Genomic DNA, 16,587 nt, shown 5'->3' with positions numbered 1-16,587 from the left:
AAAAAACCGGTCGAAATAAAATGACCGGTTTTTTATTTTGCAGGCTAAGCCAAACTCAAAAATGCCAGTAGCTCATCGCCAGCCCTAAGAACAGCACCAGACCGACGTAGTTATTGTTCATAAACGCTTTAAAACAGGCATCACGCTCGCGATTGACGATCAGTTTCTGCTGATATACAAACAGCGCGCCAGCCACCAGCAGAGACCAGTAATAACCCAGTCCCAGCCCATTTAGCCAACCCACCAGCGCCATCAGCACCAGTACGCCCACCTGCAGGATACCAATGATCAGCTTGTCGTTTTGACCGAACAGAATCGCGGTCGATTTAATGCCGATCTTCAGGTCATCATCGCGGTCAACCATCGCATACTGCGTGTCGTAGGCCACCGCCCAGAGAATATTGGCGAGGAACATCAGCCAGCAGCTCAGCGGTACGGACTCGCTCACGGCGGCGAACGCCATCGGGATCGACCAGCCAAACGCCGCCCCCAGCACCACCTGCGGCAGGTGCGTATAGCGTTTCATGAACGGGTAAACCCACGCCAGCGCTAACGCCGCAACGGACAACAAAATGGTCATCGTGTTGAGCGTCAAAACCAGCAGGAAGGCCAGCAGTACCAATACGACGAACAGCGTTCGGGCCTCTTTTTCAGTGACGGCCCCGCTCGGCAGCGGGCGATTTGCGGTGCGTTTAACGTGTCCGTCAAATTTCCTGTCGGCATAATCATTCACCACGCAGCCGGCAGCGCGCATTAACCAAACGCCAGCAACAAAAACCGCCAGGATCCACAATTGCGGCATGCCTGGGGTTGCCACCCACAATGCCCACAGCGTAGGCCAGAGCAGCAGTAAGGCACCGATTGGCTTATCCGTACGCATCAAGCGGTGAAATGCCAGCAGCTTATTCTGCGTCAGACTCCACTCCATCTTTATCTTCCTCTCAGTACAACGGCGATGCAGGTAGAAAAAGCTCGGTAAGCATCAGCGGCTTACCGCTCAGCCGCAGGCGGGAACGGCGCCCCCACAGCGCTGCATCGCGGCCAATCTCAATAAAATCTCGGGTCAATGTCGATGATGTAAACAGGTAACGTCCGAGCGGGGTTTTCCCCAGATTTTGTAAGGCCAGCTCAGGGCCGCACAAGGTTGATTCAGGCACCACGGTCCGCCCGGCAAGCCAGGGTTCACCATCCGCGCATAACAGGATTTCACGTAACCAATAACGGGACTCTTTAGGCAGCAGCGGCAGCTCTTCAGGCACCTCATTTTGCCCAACGAATGCTTCGCGAATCAACGTTACGGTGACCTGTTTTCCCTGCTGCTCAAAACGTTTAGTCATGGAATCTTCCAGTAACAACCAGTCGAGCAGTTGGGCGTCCAGCGCCGGGATCGCATCAAAATAACGCAGCGCACGCAGTTGCGTTAACGCAGGGTGTGGCATGCCTTACTCTCCGATTTATAACTTGAAGGCATTGTATCGCAGAAAATGCATTACGGGGTGAGCAAACACAATTAAGTGATCGCCAGAGCAACATAAGTGTAACAATTAGCACCGAAGGATAAAAAAAGGTGCGCCAGGAGACGCACCAGTTGTTGCAAAATCAACAATGCGGGGCGATGTTTACCCCTTGCCTTTTACACTGCTGATAAAGGTGGATCGGGCAGATTTGGATCCCAGACGCTCAGCTTCATCAAGCAGCTTCAGCGCTTTATCGACATCGCCTTTCGCAACGGCATCCTTAATGCCCTGGTTAAAATAACTTTCCGTGTCGTTCAGCATCGGCTCACTTTTCTTCACCGGTTGTGGCGCTGGAGCAGCAACGGCTGCTGCCGGAGCCGCATAGGTCACCGCAGGTGCGGCGGTATTGCCCACCGTGACAGGACCAGGGCCGGATGAACCAAACAGCGGCCCGACCAGAACACTGGAGGAGGAGCTGGTTTTGACTTTCAGTTTCAGTAAACCGTCGGTGGTATGACGGGCGATCGGGTCTGGAATATCCGGAATAGCGTTACCTACGCCCTTGGCATAGGCTTTTGCCGGGTCAAGCAGGGTTGTGGTCTGCTGGAGATCTTTATCAGTGGTAAAGACCAAAACATAGAGTTTTTGCTGACCCAGCGCTGGCGTCAGACGCATTACCCCTTCCAGACGATCGGCACTCATCACGCCGGGCTCCTGGTAGGTAAAATAGCTGCTGGGGAAGAACGCAGATGGCGTCATGTTTTGGTCAAGAATTAATACGTTTGGCGCAAATACGCTGGTTTGTTTATTCACTTCACTGGACAGCGTCAGGGTGAGCTCGCCAATATTCGCCGGGACGCTATACGCAGCGACCGGGCCAGTAATACCGGCGACATCCAGACGCTGACCCGCTGTCGCAAGCGGCGAAGACTGGGTTTTGGATTGATCAACAGGCGTCCAGGTTAACTGCTGCAGCGCCGCAGTGGGAATAGATGGGGCCGCGGTGGTGTTCTGCGGAACAATATTCACATCGGCCAGGCTGATGCCAGGAGCGCTGGCAAATAACCCTGCAGATAAACAAAGGGCAACGAGACTTTTCTTCATTTTCATTGTTATCACCTCAGATAGCATGGGTTCAGCGGTAGCTAGGCAATAGCGCGCTAAACCGTAATCAAGAGGGGCTTGCGCCCCTCTTTCGGTCTTTACGTCAGGTTAGTGCTGAATTACCACCAGATTTCCATCTGGGCACCGAAGGACCACTCATCGTTGTCGCCACGGCTGGTTGTGCTGAGGCCAGAGTTCGTTGCCGCTGCGAATTTGGTTACGTCGTTACCATTTTTGATGTAACCCCACTCTTCATCCCATTTTGCATAGGTTGCGAAGACGCGGATTGCCGGACGAGACCAGATGCTGTCACCCGCCTGCCATTGTTGGGCCAGGGTGATTTTGTACTGGCTGTTGCGATCGCTGGTCTGCTGAGATTTGACGTTGTCGTAACCGACTTCCAGCAGGGTGCTCATGATTGGCGTCCATTTATACATCGGGCGAATACCGACGGTGTACCATTCGGTCCCCAGGTCGTTATCCATGTCGAGGTTCTGGTACATACCGACGTACATCAGGTCCCACTTGTCGCCCAGGGAGATTGCACCGTGGTCCAGCACGCGGAACAGGCTACCGTTGTTATTCACAACGTTGTTGGCATAGTTGGTTTTAACGCCAGTAACGGGATCTTCAATGGTCGTAGTGGAAGAACCATAAGACCCCTGGTTCAGGCCTTTGCCCTGAGTGGTCATGGAATCTGTGGCGTACTGAACGACAAACTTGTTGTAGCCCTTCAGCATGCTCTGGGTATGTTCAGCGGTGAACATCCAACCATCTTTAGATGCGCCGTCCGCCAGCCTGTAATCATCGGTGGTATTCGCGCGACCATAGTCAACGCCCAGTTCCAACATCCCATCCGGGTTAGTTGCCAACTGCGCTAAACGAACGTCAAATACATCGTTCGCGGTGTCTTTGGTACGATCATAGATATTCTGGCTGCTGAAAGCGTATGAACCACCCGCTTCCTGTGAACGGCTCGCTGCCAAAGACAGTTTACCGAAGCCCAGATCGATGTTTTCAATACCGGCGCCAGGACCTGAAATATCCCAGTAGTAGAAGTCGATCATGTGTACGTCATGACGCTGGTAGAAGCGCTTACCGGCCCAGATAGTGGAGCCTGGCAGCCATTCGATCAGGTTTTTACCCTGCACGTTAGCTTCACGGAATGCCGGGTCTGTGCCTTCCCAGTCATTCTGCTGTGCGACAGAGTAAGCAACGTTGGTGTCGAAGTAGAAGCTCTTATCGCCTTCTTTCCACACTTCCTGACCTAATTTGATTTCCGCATAGGTTTCACATTCGTTACCGAGACGGTATTTACTTTGTGCACCGGTTGCCTGGAAACACTGTTGTTCACCGCCACTCCCTGTCCAGCCAATACCGGAACGAGCGTAACCGTGGAAATCTACAGCCATTGCCTGAACAGACATAATGCCTGCTGCTACAGCAACCGCCAGAGGGAGTTTGCGCAGAGTAATCATCGTTCTATCTCCTGAGATCATTGCTTTTCTTTAAACGCGTCCCCCTTCGGGCTGCCTCTTTGTTGGCTGCGTTCTTTCACCCCAGTCGCGTACTCTTTGTACACTCCCGGGGATTCATTTACTTGCCGCCTCGATGTAGCTTCGAATGGCTTTGCGTTTCGTTTTTTATGGGGACCTTAAACGCCCGGCTCTTGATGCAACCGACGACATGCAGTGCCATCCTCACGGAACAAATGGCAACGCTCTGGCGGCAGGCCGATGGCGAATGTGGCACCCTCTTCTACCAACACCACGTCGTTCTGGCGGTAAACCAGGTTTTGACGGATGGCGGGGATCTGGATATGAATTTGAGTTTCGTGACCAAGCTGCTCGACCACCTGCACTTCACCTTCGAGGGTGACATCGGCGATATCGCTGGGCAGCAGATGTTCCGGGCGGATACCTAAAGACATGTTGGCACCAACCTGTACCGCATGGCTGTCCACTGGTAGCCATATTTGCTGGCGGTTGGGCAGTTCAACCTGCACCTGATCGATGGCCGTCCCGGTGACTTTCACCGGCAGGAAGTTCATCTTCGGCGACCCAATAAAGCCCGCCACAAAGCGGTCAGCCGGATAGTGGTATAGCTCCAGCGGTTTGCCGACCTGCGCCACGCGACCAGCATCCAGCACCACAATTTTGTCGGCCAGCGTCATCGCTTCGACCTGATCGTGGGTGACGTAAATCATCGTGCGGCCAAGACGTTTATGCAGACGGGAGATTTCAATTCGCATTTGCACACGCAGAGCGGCGTCGAGGTTCGACAGCGGTTCATCCAGCAGGAATACGCGCGGCTCGGCAACCAGCGTTCGGCCAATCGCCACACGCTGACGTTGTCCGCCGGAAAGCGCTTTCGGTTTACGCTCCAGCAGGTGCGCCAGTTGCAGAACTTCCGCGACCTGATTCACGCGCTGATTCATCACCTCTTTTTTTGCGCCAGCCAGTTTGAGGCCAAACGACATGTTTTCTGCGACGGATAAATGGGGATACAACGCGTAGGACTGAAAGACCATGCCCACGCCGCGTTCGGCGGGGGGAATGTCGTTCATCCGGGTCTCCCCGATAAACAGGTCGCCACTGGTGATGGTTTCAAGTCCGGCGATCATACGCAGCAAGGTCGACTTACCGCAGCCTGACGGTCCGACAAACACCACGAATTCCCCTTCGTGAATGTCGAGATTGATATCTTTCGATACCACCACGTCACCCCAGGCTTTCGTTACATTTCGCAGCTGTACGCTCGCCATGCCCTTCTCCCTTCGTTACAACCTGTCATCGACAGCAACATTCATGATGGGCTGACTATGCGTGATCCCTTGACTGCGTGAATCCTCCACCCCCGGCTTTTTTATGGGGGAGGAGGCGGGAGGATGAGAGAACAGCGTCTGAGACCCGGGCCGTACGCCGCGGAGGAATTTCGTGATGCAGCCTGCAAAAATCAGTGGGTTTTTATGTGCGCCAGTACGCAATACTCACATTTATGTAACACAGATCACATAAAGAGCGGGTGGGGCGTAGGGGTAAGGAGGATGGAAAGAGGTTGTCGTATAAAGAAACTAGTAACCGTTAAGCCACCTCTGCAAAATCACCAAACAGGATGGGAACTATGAAAATCAAAACTGGCGCACGCATCCTCGCATTGTCTGCATTAACGACGATGATGTTTTCCGCCTCGGCTCTCGCCAAGATTGAAGAAGGTAAGCTGGTTATCTGGATTAACGGCGACAAAGGCTATAACGGCCTCGCTGAAGTGGGCAAAAAATTCGAGAAAGACACCGGTATCAAAGTCACCATTGAGCACCCGGACAAACTGGAAGAGAAGTTCCCACAGGTTGCTGCGACTGGCGACGGCCCGGACATCATCTTCTGGGCACATGACCGTTTTGGCGGCTACGCTCAGTCTGGCCTGCTGGCTGAAATCACCCCAGATAAAGCGTTCCAGGACAAACTCTATCCGTTCACCTGGGATGCCGTACGCTATAACGGCAAACTGATTGCCTACCCGATCGCGGTTGAAGCGCTGTCGTTGATTTATAACAAAGACCTCGTTCCGAACCCGCCAAAAACATGGGAAGAAATTCCTGCACTGGATAAAGAACTGAAGGCGAAAGGAAAATCCGCGCTGATGTTCAACCTGCAAGAACCGTACTTCACCTGGCCGCTGATTGCCGCCGACGGCGGTTACGCGTTCAAGTTTGAAAACGGCAAGTACGACGTGAAAGACGTGGGCGTGGACAACGCGGGCGCAAAAGCGGGTCTGACCTTCCTGGTGGATCTGATCAAGAATAAACACATGAACGCGGATACCGATTACTCCATCGCCGAAGCGGCCTTTAACAAAGGTGACACCGCGATGACCATCAACGGTCCGTGGGCGTGGTCCAACATCGATAAGAGCAAGGTGAATTACGGCGTTGCCCTGCTGCCAACCTTCAAGGGTAAACCGTCCAAACCGTTCGTGGGCGTTCTGAGCGCAGGTATCAACGCTGCCAGCCCGAACAAAGAACTCGCAAAAGAGTTCCTCGAAAACTACCTGCTGACCGATCAGGGTCTGGATGAAGTGAATAAGGACAAACCGCTGGGCGCGGTTGCGCTGAAATCCTTCCAGGATCAGTTAGCAAAAGACCCGCGTATCGCGGCTACCATGGATAACGCCCAGAAAGGCGAGATCATGCCGAACATCCCGCAGATGTCCGCATTCTGGTATGCCGTTCGTACCGCAGTGATCAACGCTGCCAGCGGCCGTCAGACCGTCGATGCCGCGCTGAAAGATGCACAAGGTCGTATCACCAAGTAATACGGTTTCCCTTATTTCTTAGGGAATCAGGTTTATTGAATACGTTGTTACGCGAAATCATTCGCGCTACATCGAGGCGGCAAGGAGGCAAATCCCCAGGAGCTTACATAAGTAAGTGACTGGGGTGAGCTTCCGCAGCCAACAAAGAGGTAGTGCGAAGGATAAAGCGTAAAGAGGATTGATCCCCATGGATGTCATTAAAAAGAAACACTGGTGGCAAAGCGACCGGCTGAAATGGTCAGTGATGGGTCTGCTTGGGCTGCTGGTCGGTTACCTTGTTGTTTTGATGTATGCTCAGGGGGAGTACCTGTTTGCCATCATGACGCTGATTTTAAGCTCTGCTGGCCTGTATATTTTTGCTAACCGTAAAGCCTACGCCTGGCGCTATGTTTACCCAGGCGTTGCAGGGATGGGGCTGTTTGTCCTGTTTCCGCTAATTTGTACTATCGCAATTGCCTTTACCAACTACAGCAGCACCAACCAACTGACCTTTGAACGTGCTCAGGAAGTCCTGATGGACCGTTCTTATCAGGCGGGGAAAACCTACAACTTCGGCCTGTATCCGGCGGGTACGGAGTGGCAACTGGCCCTCACCGACGGTGAAACTGGCAAGAATTATCTCTCCGACGCCTTTAAATTTGGCGGCGAACAGAAACTGCAGTTGAAAGAAGCCGAGGCACTGCCAGCGGGCGAACGTGCGACGCTGCGTATCATCACGCAAAATCGCCAGGCGTTAACCCAACTCACCGCCATCCTGCCGGATGAAAGCAAAGTGATTATGAGTTCACTGCGCCAGTTTTCCGGCACGCAGCCACTCTATACGCTCGCTGATGACGGCACGCTCACCAACAGCCAAAGCGGCGTAAAATACCGCGCCAACAACGATATTGGTTATTATCAGGCAATTAACGCTGACGGTAGCTGGGGTAACGAAAAACTCAGCCCAGGCTATACCGTTGCCATCGGTTGGGACAACTTCGCCCGCGTATTTACTGACGAAGGCATTCAGAAACCGTTCTTCGCCATCTTTGTCTGGACGGTGGTCTTCTCTGTTCTGACCGTGATCCTCACCGTGGCCGTGGGGATGGTACTGGCCTGTCTCGTACAGTGGGAGTCTCTCAAAGGCAAAGCGATTTACCGTGTCCTGCTGATTCTGCCGTATGCCGTACCGTCGTTTATTTCGATTCTGATTTTCAAAGGGCTGTTCAACCAGAGCTTCGGTGAAATCAACATGATGCTGAGTGCGCTGTTTGGCATCAAACCGGCCTGGTTCAGCGACCCAACCACCGCGCGTTCGATGATTATTATCGTCAACACCTGGCTTGGTTATCCGTACATGATGATCCTGTGCATGGGTCTGCTTAAAGCGATCCCTGACGACCTGTATGAAGCGTCGGCGATGGATGGTGCAGGTCCGTTCCAGAACTTCTTTAAGATTACGTTGCCGCTGCTGATTAAGCCGCTGACGCCGCTGATGATCGCCAGCTTCGCCTTTAACTTTAACAACTTCGTGCTGATTCAACTGTTGACCAACGGTGGTCCAGACCGTCTTGGTACCACCACGCCAGCAGGCTATACCGACCTGCTCGTGAGCTACACCTACCGTATCGCCTTCGAAGGCGGCGGTGGTCAGGACTTCGGTCTGGCGGCGGCGATTGCCACGCTGATCTTCCTGCTGGTCGGTGCGCTGGCCATCGTGAACCTGAAAGCCACGCGTATGAAGTTTGATTAAGGGAGACAACGAACATGGCTATGGTACAACCCAAATCTCAGAAACTGCGTCTCTTAACAACGCACTTGCTGCTGCTGATTTTCATTGCAGCGATCATGTTCCCGCTGCTGATGGTTATCGCTATCTCGCTGCGTGAAGGTAACTTTGCCACCGGCAGCCTGATCCCGGAAAACATCTCCTGGGAACACTGGAAACTGGCGCTGGGCTTTAGCGTTGAGCATGCGGATGGCCGCGTGACGCCGCCGCCGTTCCCGGTGCTGTTATGGCTGTGGAACTCGGTGAAAGTAGCCACCATTACCGCGATCGGTATCGTGACGCTTTCCACCACCTGCGCTTACGCCTTTGCCCGTATGCGTTTCCCGGGCAAAGCAACCCTGCTGAAAGGGATGCTGATATTCCAGATGTTCCCGGCGGTGCTGTCTCTGGTCGCGTTGTATGCTTTGTTTGACCGCCTGGGCCAGTACATTCCGTTTATTGGTCTGAACACTCACGGCGGCGTGATCTTCGCCTATCTCGGCGGTATTGCGCTGCATGTGTGGACGATTAAGGGCTATTTCGAAACCATCGACGGTTCGCTGGAAGAAGCGGCCGCGCTGGATGGCGCAACGCCGTGGCAGGCATTCCGCCTGGTGTTGCTGCCGCTTTCCGTTCCGATTCTGGCGGTCGTGTTTATTCTGTCTTTCATTGCCGCGATTACCGAAGTACCGGTCGCATCACTGCTGCTGCGTGATGTGAACAGCTATACCCTTGCGGTAGGTATGCAGCAGTACCTCAATCCACAGAACTATTTGTGGGGCGACTTTGCCGCCGCAGCTGTACTTTCAGCCATTCCGATCACTCTGGTGTTCCTGCTGGCACAGCGCTGGCTGGTCAACGGACTGACGGCGGGTGGTGTGAAAGGTTAAGTTTTACCGAAGTAACTGCCCGGCAACGGGCAATGCCACTGCAACCCTCAACTTATGTTATCCCAACCTGTGACTGTTATTCGGCGCTCTACGGAGCGCCCTTTTTTTATGTTATTTTGCATTACGCTTACGATTATTTCCTTTCGTGCCTCCCATCACTGCAAATCAATTTTTCGCCTGAAACTCGACAAATTAAACAGAATTAAGATCACAGAAAAGACAAAACATAATTGCAATGTAAAAAATGATAATTGTCTTCCCTGCCTGTTAAATTCACCATCACCGCACTGATCAAAAGAGCTGTACCCTTTAAGGCAGGTCTGAATGAACACTCAATATAATTCCAGTTATATTTTTTCGATTACATTAGTCGCAACATTAGGAGGGTTATTATTCGGCTATGACACGGCTGTCATTTCCGGAACGGTAGAATCCTTAAATACCGTATTTGTCGCCCCACAACACTTAAGTGAATCCGCTGCCAACTCGCTGTTAGGTTTTTGCGTCGCCAGTGCGTTGATTGGTTGCATCATCGGCGGCGCGCTGGGCGGCTATTGCAGTAACCGGTTTGGTCGTCGGGACTCGCTGAAAATCGCCGCCCTGCTGTTCTTTATTTCCGGCATTGGATCCGCCTGGCCAGAATTAGGCTTTACGACGATTAATCCAGATAACGCGGTACCTGTTTATTTAGCCGGATACGTTCCCGAATTTGTTATTTATCGCATCATTGGTGGTATTGGGGTAGGTTTAGCCTCAATGCTCTCACCAATGTATATTGCTGAACTGGCACCCGCACACATTCGTGGGAAACTGGTGTCATTTAACCAGTTCGCCATTATTTTTGGTCAACTATTGGTGTATTGCGTTAACTATTTTATCGCTCGTTCAGGTGACGCTAACTGGCTGAATACTGATGGCTGGCGATATATGTTTGCGTCCGAAAGTATTCCCGCTCTGCTATTTTTACTGCTGCTGTATACCGTACCAGAAAGCCCACGCTGGCTGATGGCGCGTGGTAGACATGAACAAGCGGAAGGTATTCTGCGCAAAATTATGGGCAGCACCCTCGCCGCCCAGGCCATACAGGAGATCAATCAGTCTCTGGAACATGGTCGTAAAACCGGCGGTCGACTGCTGATGTTTGGCGCAGGCGTTATCGTCATCGGCGTGATGCTGTCTATCTTCCAGCAATTCGTCGGTATTAACGTCGTGCTCTACTATGCCCCGGAAGTGTTTAAAACGCTGGGAGCCAGCACTGACGTGGCGCTGTTGCAGACCATTATTGTTGGCGTGATCAACCTAAGCTTTACCGTATTGGCGATCATGACGGTGGATAAATTTGGTCGCAAGCCGCTGCAGATTATTGGGGCCTTAGGCATGGCCCTCGGTATGTTCAGCCTCGGAACCGCCTTTTATACCCAGGCTTCCGGGCTGGTTGCGTTACTGTCGATGCTGTTTTATGTCGCCGCATTCGCCATGTCCTGGGGACCGGTTTGTTGGGTGCTGCTGGCCGAAATCTTCCCCAATGCGATTCGTGGCAAAGCGCTCGCCATTGCGGTTGCCGCGCAATGGCTGGCGAACTACTTCGTTTCCTGGACTTTCCCGATGATGGACAAAAATTCGTGGCTGATTTCCCATTTCCACAACGGTTTCTCCTACTGGATTTACGGTTGTATGGGCATTCTGGCCGCGCTGTTTATGTGGAAGTTTGTGCCGGAAACCAAAGGCAAAACGCTGGAAGAACTTGAAGAGCTGTGGGAGCCCGCAGCGGAGAAAACCCAGCCGGCCTCTGCGCAGTAATTCTTACCCAAAACACGCCGCAGCCCAATTGCGGCGTGTTGTCTTTTACTCTCGCTTCAGCCGTTTGGAATTACACAGCCACAGGGTGATCACCAGCAGCAGGATCGCCGCAGAATAGATCAGCACATCCATCGGCGCTTTATGATCGACAATGATCAGCCGCACAATCGCAGTGATCCCGATATAGACAAAGTAGCGCAGCGGAAAGTGAAAACCTGACTGAAAGTACTTCACAATCAGCGCGATAAATTCAAAGTAGAGAAAGTAAACCACCAGCCCTTCCACCAGTTCATATTTGCTGGTTTGTTCCGGCGCGAATAGCACATCCGCCAGATGCAGCGTTTCTTTCCCGAGGAATACGACCAGGATCAGGCCCAGACTCAGCAACCCCAGATTCAACACGGTCTGTAAAATAGTGGAGATAAACTCCACGCGTGGACGAGATAGCGACGTCATAACAGCACCTCTTACTCAGTGGCGAGGTTCCTGTATAACGCAAAAATGTGACAGAGATCTACATTTTTTGTTTATATTTTGTGCAAGAAAGGTCAGCAGGGAATGATGAGTGTCACGACACATTTCACAGAATGAATTATGCAGCTAAGACAATCCGCTGTTCGCAACGTTACCTGCGGTGAGAACGTGGTGATCTATGAACCCGCAAATCTCTACGACTGCACATTGGGTGACAACGTTTTTGTCGGACCATTTGTTGAAATCCAGGGTAATACGCAGATTGGCGCAGACAGCAAAATTCAGTCACACACCTTCATCTGCGAATATGTCACCCTCGGCGCCCGCTGTTTTATCGGTCACGGCGTGATGTTCGCCAACGATATGTTTCGCGAAGGAAAACCCAATGCCGACCGCAACAGTTGGGGACGTATTACGATTGGCGACGATGTCTCGATCGGTAGCGGAGCGACCATTCTGGCGGTCACTATCTGTGATGGCGTGGTCGTCGGCGCGGGAAGCGTGGTGACCAAATCGATCACCGAGAAAGGCGTGTATGCGGGAAATCCGGCAAAATTATTACGTCGTTTATAGAGCCGGATAAGCGCAGGTCCCATCCGGCCATCTATCAGCGGAAGTTTTCACTCCTGTCGCTGGTCATGTCGTACAGACCAAACTTACGTCCAAGCTGCTGGCCGCCATCGCGTGTTAACGGCGTCCAGCCAATCGCCGCACGACTGCGGGTTGGGCCTGACGAGAACAGATCCAGCGGTACAGAAACGTACACCCCTTTGGTAAAATCACCCTCTCCGTACTCATCCGGCGAGGCGTCGGTGATGGTCGCATAACCACCCACCACTACGCCGCTGTCAAAGCGTTTCGCCACTTCCAGCGTTCCGCCCTTATCCCCCGCCAGATACTGCCCCACGCTGGCTTTCACCAGTACATCCTGGGCGAACGAAGGATTCCAGTAAGCCGTCAAATGCCCGGTCTTCACGCTGTAGTCGGTGAACTTCATCATGTCCTGCGCGCTGCGCCAGTCACGCTGTTTCACGTAGTTGGCGTCAACACCAAACGCCCAGTTGCTGTCCAGCGGGCGATACAGCACTTCTGCCCCCGCTCCGCCGTACATAGTTTCCAGATAGCCCCCGTAAACCTGTCCGTAGAACCCGTTGCCGAGTGACTGGAAGTAGTTGGCCTGCAGGTTATTCACGTAGACATCGTTTTGCACATACTCACGCACATGGGTACGCACGCGTGGTAAATGCGAATCCTGCGGCGGGTTGGTGTAGTTAAACTTGTCATAGTTATTGGCGAGGTTGGCGAACAAACTCCCGGTGGTCAGCAGATGATCGGTAACCCACAAATCCGCCGTTCCCATCACGCCCAACTGATACATATAGAAGTTTTCCGGGCCGCCCACCGACTGATTTAGCACCGGATCGATGTGGAAATTGAAGCGTGACTTATCAATATACCAGCCCTGCTCGGTCGTTTTCGGTACCACGGGCTCGACGCGTTTTTGTGCCAGTTGAGTTTCATGGCCCAACGGCTCGCCTTCCAGATGGCGCTTGAGGCTGGAAACCTCCGTTTCGATCGTCACCTGCGGCAAGTTAAGGCGGTTTTCCGTAATGCGGATCGTGCGGATCCCATCGGGAAGATCGTTCATCACGATCCGGTTAGCACGCTCGATCCCTTCGCGCGAATCACGGTATTTCACCTGTTCACCCGTCACATACAGCGTATCGCCCTGCACCTGAATTTTAGGATCCGCCAGCCCGGCATTATATTTCAGCAGCGTTAACTGATTCGCCACCACCGAATGTTGCAGGATGGCATCCTGCGGCTGTGGTTGATATTTCGGGCGGGTATTGTCGTTATAGTTTGGTCGCAGATCGTTAAAGTTAGTCCGCAGCGTGACCCCAAACATCAAGGTGTTCCCGCGCTCATAGCTGAGGTTAACGTCGGCCCAATCGGTGACGCGATAAATAGCGCCGACGTTAAACTTGCTCTTCTGCTCCAACTTGCCGGCAAAATCCTGCTGGTAATTATTACCTTCATACTCCAGTTTCAGGCGCAGCGGCTGCCAGGGAGTCTGATACTCTACGCCGCCAAACAGCGACGCCGGGCCGTGGAACATCTGGCTACCGTCAATAGAACCGGCCTGCTTGTAGCTGTTATCGCGATGGCAGAATTTATCACTGTATGAGCAAAACGGATTGCTAACATTGCCGCTGGTCCCGAGATATCCCCAGCCAAGGCCGAGAGAGAAATCAAACGGGCCCCAGGCTTTGTTCGCCACCACATACTCCGCATCAAACAGTCCGGTACCACCGATATCCCGCGCGCCAACCGCTACCTGCGGCATCCAGTAGCTCTCTTCCCACAGGCGAAGTTTGAGATCAAAAGCCTTATCTTTATAAGTCTGATCGCCAGAAAACGACTCCACGCCGCTGTATTTTTTGGTACGCACATCGGTATAGCGCAGGGTAGTTTCCAGCCAAGGGAAGAGTTGTACCGACGCAGAGTAGTAACGGTATTGATCGTTATCGCGGTAGTTAAGGCTCATTTCGCCTTCACGCGCCATGCGTGCGGTTGGGGTTTGCAGCAGTCCCACGCCGCCAAAATCCGACTGGGAAGGTCCAATGGGCGCGGGCCAGGTTTCACCGTGGCAGGCAACGCTTACGCCCAGCGCCAGTAAGCTGAGCAGATAAGTTTTTCTCATTATTCGGGTATCCGCTGGGTCAGGGTGCGAAGAATGTCGGCATTGATTTCATCCGGGGTGCTGCGCCAGACAGCATCAGAGAGCCCGACAAAAATGATGCTGCCGGGCATCGGCTCAACGTGACGTTTGTTCCAGTAGGCGACCGGGACTTTTTGCGTGCGTCCGTCGGGATAGATGACCCAGGCGTAGCTACGATCTGCGCCGCTGAGCCGACGTTGCCCATCGAGATAGCTGGCGATATCGCGCCCGGGTATAAACGGTTGTTTACCCGGATGACTAAGCAGGCCAAACAGCGTTATATCCGTTGGCTGCGGCCCGACCCACAACGTGTAATTGCCCTGCAACGGCGGGTTGCCTCGCTCACTGACGCGCACAACATCCGGGTCGAGATTAATCTTCTGTCTGCCGGTCACCTTCAGCGCCTGAATTTGCTGGCGCAATGCGTTGATAGCCGCGGCATCGTCACCACTTTCTTCAGCGCTGAGCATCGCCAGACGAGCCAGTAATGCCTGCTGCTGACGCTCTGCTTCCGTCGTTGCCCGCTCTTCGCTGATAACCGCTCCTGGCCACCAGCTATTACTCAACCGCGGCTGCCCAACCAGGTCGAGCAGATGTTCGGCCCCGGTCAGCGTTTTTGGCTCTTCGCTGGCGGAGGTAAAGACCTTAATGCTACCCGCAGCAAAAACTGACGCTGCGCTCAGGCTCAATAGCAGCGCCACAACGGCTCGTTTCATCATGATTTTGCCGCCTTAATCAGCGTGGTTTTCACCGGGAAGTAACGTGCGCCAAGATACTGTTCCGATTGGCGAATCTGCCCTTCGCTGTCGATCCAGTAGCGGTTATGCCAGCGCGTTTGATCGGTGGTGACTTCTTCGTCAAGGATTCGTACTGGCGTATCTTCGCTACCCACCTTAATGGTGTCAGTGCCATCCCATTCGAAAACCGAGCGGGCAGTGGCATAGCGCACCTGCTGATGCTCGGTCCAGCCCATCGTGCGGGTCCACGTTGCCCCATCGACTATCTGGTTTGGTTTGATGAGCGGATCTGCCGCGAGATTATTCACCTCGATCAGGTTATCCCCGCCGAGATGCGTTTTCACCATGCGCCCAGACTGCGTGACGAGAATGGCCCGATCCTGAGTCACCCATTTCTGCTGTCCGTTTTCCGCGAACCCGAGTACCACAAACAGTTGTGGGCCGCCGTTGAGCTGCATGTACTGGCTGGCGTAGGGCATGTTTTTGATTTCATCGTCCGTCATCTGTACGCCGGGAGTACCAAACACGCTATCCCATAGCGAATGACCCAGCCCTTCGGTGGTGGCTGAGCACGCCTGTAATAACAGGCAAACCATTATCAGCGCTGGTCGCTTCACGACATTTCTCCGCAGCGGCAAAATAACCACACCGAAGTGTGGTTAGAATTAAACGTACCGGTATTACTGGGTACTGGTGGTTGTGGTGGTTGTGGTTCCGGTGTTAGAACCATCGCCGCCACCGGTTGCCGCAAGAGCAACCCCCACCGCAGAACTTACGGTGCTCACGCTGGTTGCGGAGGAACTTCCTGCCGAAACCGACGCGGCAGCCGACCCTGCAGCCTCACCCACCTGAACGGGGGCAGCATAGACAGAAGTCGCCGCAAGCGCAGATATAGCCCAAAGGCCATACAGAACTTTTTTCATCACAAATTCCCTTCATTGTATGAATGGAGATTTACCCAAAAGAATTTCGGGCGAGATCGAGTATACACAAGCCAAAGTGTGCAAATTACGCCAGGCGGGAATTTAGGATAATTAGATAGCAAGAAATAAAATGATTAACGTAAGATAATTAATTCAATATAATCATAAATTTAAAATACAAAAACAAAAACACAACATCCGGTAATTCTGAAAAAACCAGAAACACGATAACGTTGAATGAATTATTTTAGGATTAAGCTCAATAAAGGTGTAAAGCAAAAGCGTAGATATTCGGGAGCCAGATTATAAAAAAAGCCGATATTAATATCGGCTTTTTTTATAAGTAATCTGCAAATTCATTCGAATTGCAGCAAGGCGGCAAGATCGTTAATCCCCGGGAGCATAGATAGCTATGTGAC

The 16,587-nt window shown here is 52.8% G+C and carries 15 protein-coding genes; 5 read left to right on the top strand and 10 right to left on the bottom strand.

What is annotated here, in order from left to right; translation table 11 throughout:
• Positions 1-55: 55 nt before the first annotated feature.
• The 5 genes from ubiA to malK form a co-directional block, all read right to left on the bottom strand.
• On the bottom strand, positions 56-928 hold the full coding sequence (gene ubiA, locus OGV65_RS10420) for a 4-hydroxybenzoate octaprenyltransferase (RefSeq protein ID WP_003826589.1): 873 nt from the start codon (positions 926-928) through the stop codon (positions 56-58).
• Between the two features lie 13 nt (positions 929-941).
• Positions 942-1,439, bottom strand: a complete 498-nt coding sequence (gene ubiC / locus OGV65_RS10415; protein ID WP_016155346.1) for a chorismate lyase — start codon at positions 1,437-1,439, stop codon at positions 942-944.
• Positions 1,440-1,619: 180 nt separating this feature from the next.
• Entirely contained in the window at positions 1,620-2,567 is a 948-nt protein-coding gene (gene malM / locus OGV65_RS10410; RefSeq protein ID WP_016155345.1) for a maltose operon protein MalM, read from the bottom strand.
• 113 nt (positions 2,568-2,680) lie between these two features.
• Positions 2,681-4,039: a maltoporin gene (locus tag OGV65_RS10405; protein WP_016155344.1), complete on the bottom strand. Its 1,359-nt coding sequence runs from the start codon at positions 4,037-4,039 to the stop codon at positions 2,681-2,683.
• A gap of 176 nt (positions 4,040-4,215) precedes the next feature.
• A complete protein-coding gene (gene malK / locus OGV65_RS10400; RefSeq protein ID WP_016155343.1) occupies positions 4,216-5,325 on the bottom strand; it encodes a maltose/maltodextrin ABC transporter ATP-binding protein MalK in 1,110 nt (369 codons plus the stop codon).
• A gap of 359 nt (positions 5,326-5,684) precedes the next feature.
• Between malK and malE the strand changes: the two genes are divergently transcribed.
• The 4 genes from malE (at position 5,685) to xylE (ending at position 11,312) form a co-directional block, all read left to right on the top strand.
• Entirely contained in the window at positions 5,685-6,875 is a 1,191-nt protein-coding gene (gene malE, locus OGV65_RS10395; protein WP_016155342.1) for a maltose/maltodextrin ABC transporter substrate-binding protein MalE, read from the top strand.
• Positions 6,876-7,062: 187 nt separating this feature from the next.
• On the top strand, positions 7,063-8,607 hold the full coding sequence (gene malF / locus OGV65_RS10390; RefSeq protein WP_016155440.1) for a maltose ABC transporter permease MalF: 1,545 nt from the start codon (positions 7,063-7,065) through the stop codon (positions 8,605-8,607).
• A gap of 14 nt (positions 8,608-8,621) precedes the next feature.
• Positions 8,622-9,512 carry a maltose ABC transporter permease MalG gene (malG, locus tag OGV65_RS10385; protein WP_016155340.1) on the top strand — a complete coding sequence of 297 codons (891 nt, stop codon included), beginning with the start codon at positions 8,622-8,624 and terminating at the stop codon, positions 9,510-9,512.
• A 324-nt stretch (positions 9,513-9,836) separates the two neighbouring features.
• The gene (gene xylE / locus OGV65_RS10380) at positions 9,837-11,312 is read left to right on the top strand and encodes a D-xylose transporter XylE (RefSeq protein ID WP_286454919.1); all 1,476 of its coding nucleotides are present in this window, start codon (positions 9,837-9,839) and stop codon (positions 11,310-11,312) included.
• Positions 11,313-11,357: 45 nt separating this feature from the next.
• Here the strand turns inward: xylE and psiE are convergent, their stop codons facing one another.
• Complete coding sequence (gene psiE / locus OGV65_RS10375; RefSeq protein ID WP_003031674.1) at positions 11,358-11,768, bottom strand: phosphate-starvation-inducible protein PsiE; 411 nt, start codon at positions 11,766-11,768, stop codon at positions 11,358-11,360.
• Positions 11,769-11,906: 138 nt separating this feature from the next.
• Here psiE and OGV65_RS10370 point away from each other — a divergent pair, with 138 nt between their 5' ends.
• On the top strand, positions 11,907-12,359 hold the full coding sequence (locus OGV65_RS10370) for an acyltransferase (protein ID WP_016155439.1): 453 nt from the start codon (positions 11,907-11,909) through the stop codon (positions 12,357-12,359).
• Between the two features lie 34 nt (positions 12,360-12,393).
• On the opposite strand, the gene OGV65_RS10365 is transcribed toward OGV65_RS10370, so the two are convergent.
• From OGV65_RS10365 to yjbE, 4 genes are all read right to left on the bottom strand, one after another.
• Complete coding sequence (locus tag OGV65_RS10365) at positions 12,394-14,490, bottom strand: YjbH domain-containing protein (RefSeq protein ID WP_286454918.1); 2,097 nt, start codon at positions 14,488-14,490, stop codon at positions 12,394-12,396.
• The gene (locus tag OGV65_RS10360) at positions 14,490-15,227 is read right to left on the bottom strand and encodes a capsule biosynthesis GfcC family protein (RefSeq protein WP_286454917.1); all 738 of its coding nucleotides are present in this window, start codon (positions 15,225-15,227) and stop codon (positions 14,490-14,492) included. The genes OGV65_RS10365 and OGV65_RS10360 overlap by 1 nt, the downstream gene beginning before the upstream one ends.
• The gene (locus OGV65_RS10355; RefSeq protein WP_286454916.1) at positions 15,224-15,862 is read right to left on the bottom strand and encodes a YjbF family lipoprotein; all 639 of its coding nucleotides are present in this window, start codon (positions 15,860-15,862) and stop codon (positions 15,224-15,226) included. The genes OGV65_RS10360 and OGV65_RS10355 overlap by 4 nt, the downstream gene beginning before the upstream one ends.
• A 63-nt stretch (positions 15,863-15,925) precedes the next feature.
• Positions 15,926-16,168: an exopolysaccharide production protein YjbE gene (yjbE, locus tag OGV65_RS10350; protein WP_003826562.1), complete on the bottom strand. Its 243-nt coding sequence runs from the start codon at positions 16,166-16,168 to the stop codon at positions 15,926-15,928.
• Between the last annotated feature and the right edge of the window lie 419 nt (positions 16,169-16,587).

Source organism: Citrobacter sp. Cb004 (assembly GCF_030337065.1).
GTDB lineage: Bacteria > Pseudomonadota > Gammaproteobacteria > Enterobacterales > Enterobacteriaceae > Citrobacter > Citrobacter braakii.
Note: the sequence above shows the minus strand (reverse complement) of the source record. Positions and strands in the feature narration are given on the sequence as shown.

Coding starts and splice junctions, on each gene's coding strand:
- yjbE (WP_003826562.1), bottom strand. CDS start 16,168: ATGAAAAAAGTTCTGTATGGCCTTTGGGCTATATCTGCGCTTGCGGCG.
- OGV65_RS10370 (WP_016155439.1), top strand. CDS start 11,907: ATGCAGCTAAGACAATCCGCTGTTCGCAACGTTACCTGCGGTGAGAAC.
- malE (WP_016155342.1), top strand. CDS start 5,685: ATGAAAATCAAAACTGGCGCACGCATCCTCGCATTGTCTGCATTAACG.
- OGV65_RS10365 (WP_286454918.1), bottom strand. CDS start 14,490: ATGAGAAAAACTTATCTGCTCAGCTTACTGGCGCTGGGCGTAAGCGTT.
- OGV65_RS10405 (WP_016155344.1), bottom strand. CDS start 4,039: ATGATTACTCTGCGCAAACTCCCTCTGGCGGTTGCTGTAGCAGCAGGC.
- psiE (WP_003031674.1), bottom strand. CDS start 11,768: ATGACGTCGCTATCTCGTCCACGCGTGGAGTTTATCTCCACTATTTTA.
- OGV65_RS10360 (WP_286454917.1), bottom strand. CDS start 15,227: ATGATGAAACGAGCCGTTGTGGCGCTGCTATTGAGCCTGAGCGCAGCG.
- malK (WP_016155343.1), bottom strand. CDS start 5,325: ATGGCGAGCGTACAGCTGCGAAATGTAACGAAAGCCTGGGGTGACGTG.
- ubiC (WP_016155346.1), bottom strand. CDS start 1,439: ATGCCACACCCTGCGTTAACGCAACTGCGTGCGCTGCGTTATTTTGAT.
- ubiA (WP_003826589.1), bottom strand. CDS start 928: ATGGAGTGGAGTCTGACGCAGAATAAGCTGCTGGCATTTCACCGCTTG.
- xylE (WP_286454919.1), top strand. CDS start 9,837: ATGAACACTCAATATAATTCCAGTTATATTTTTTCGATTACATTAGTC.
- malG (WP_016155340.1), top strand. CDS start 8,622: ATGGCTATGGTACAACCCAAATCTCAGAAACTGCGTCTCTTAACAACG.
- malF (WP_016155440.1), top strand. CDS start 7,063: ATGGATGTCATTAAAAAGAAACACTGGTGGCAAAGCGACCGGCTGAAA.
- malM (WP_016155345.1), bottom strand. CDS start 2,567: ATGAAAATGAAGAAAAGTCTCGTTGCCCTTTGTTTATCTGCAGGGTTA.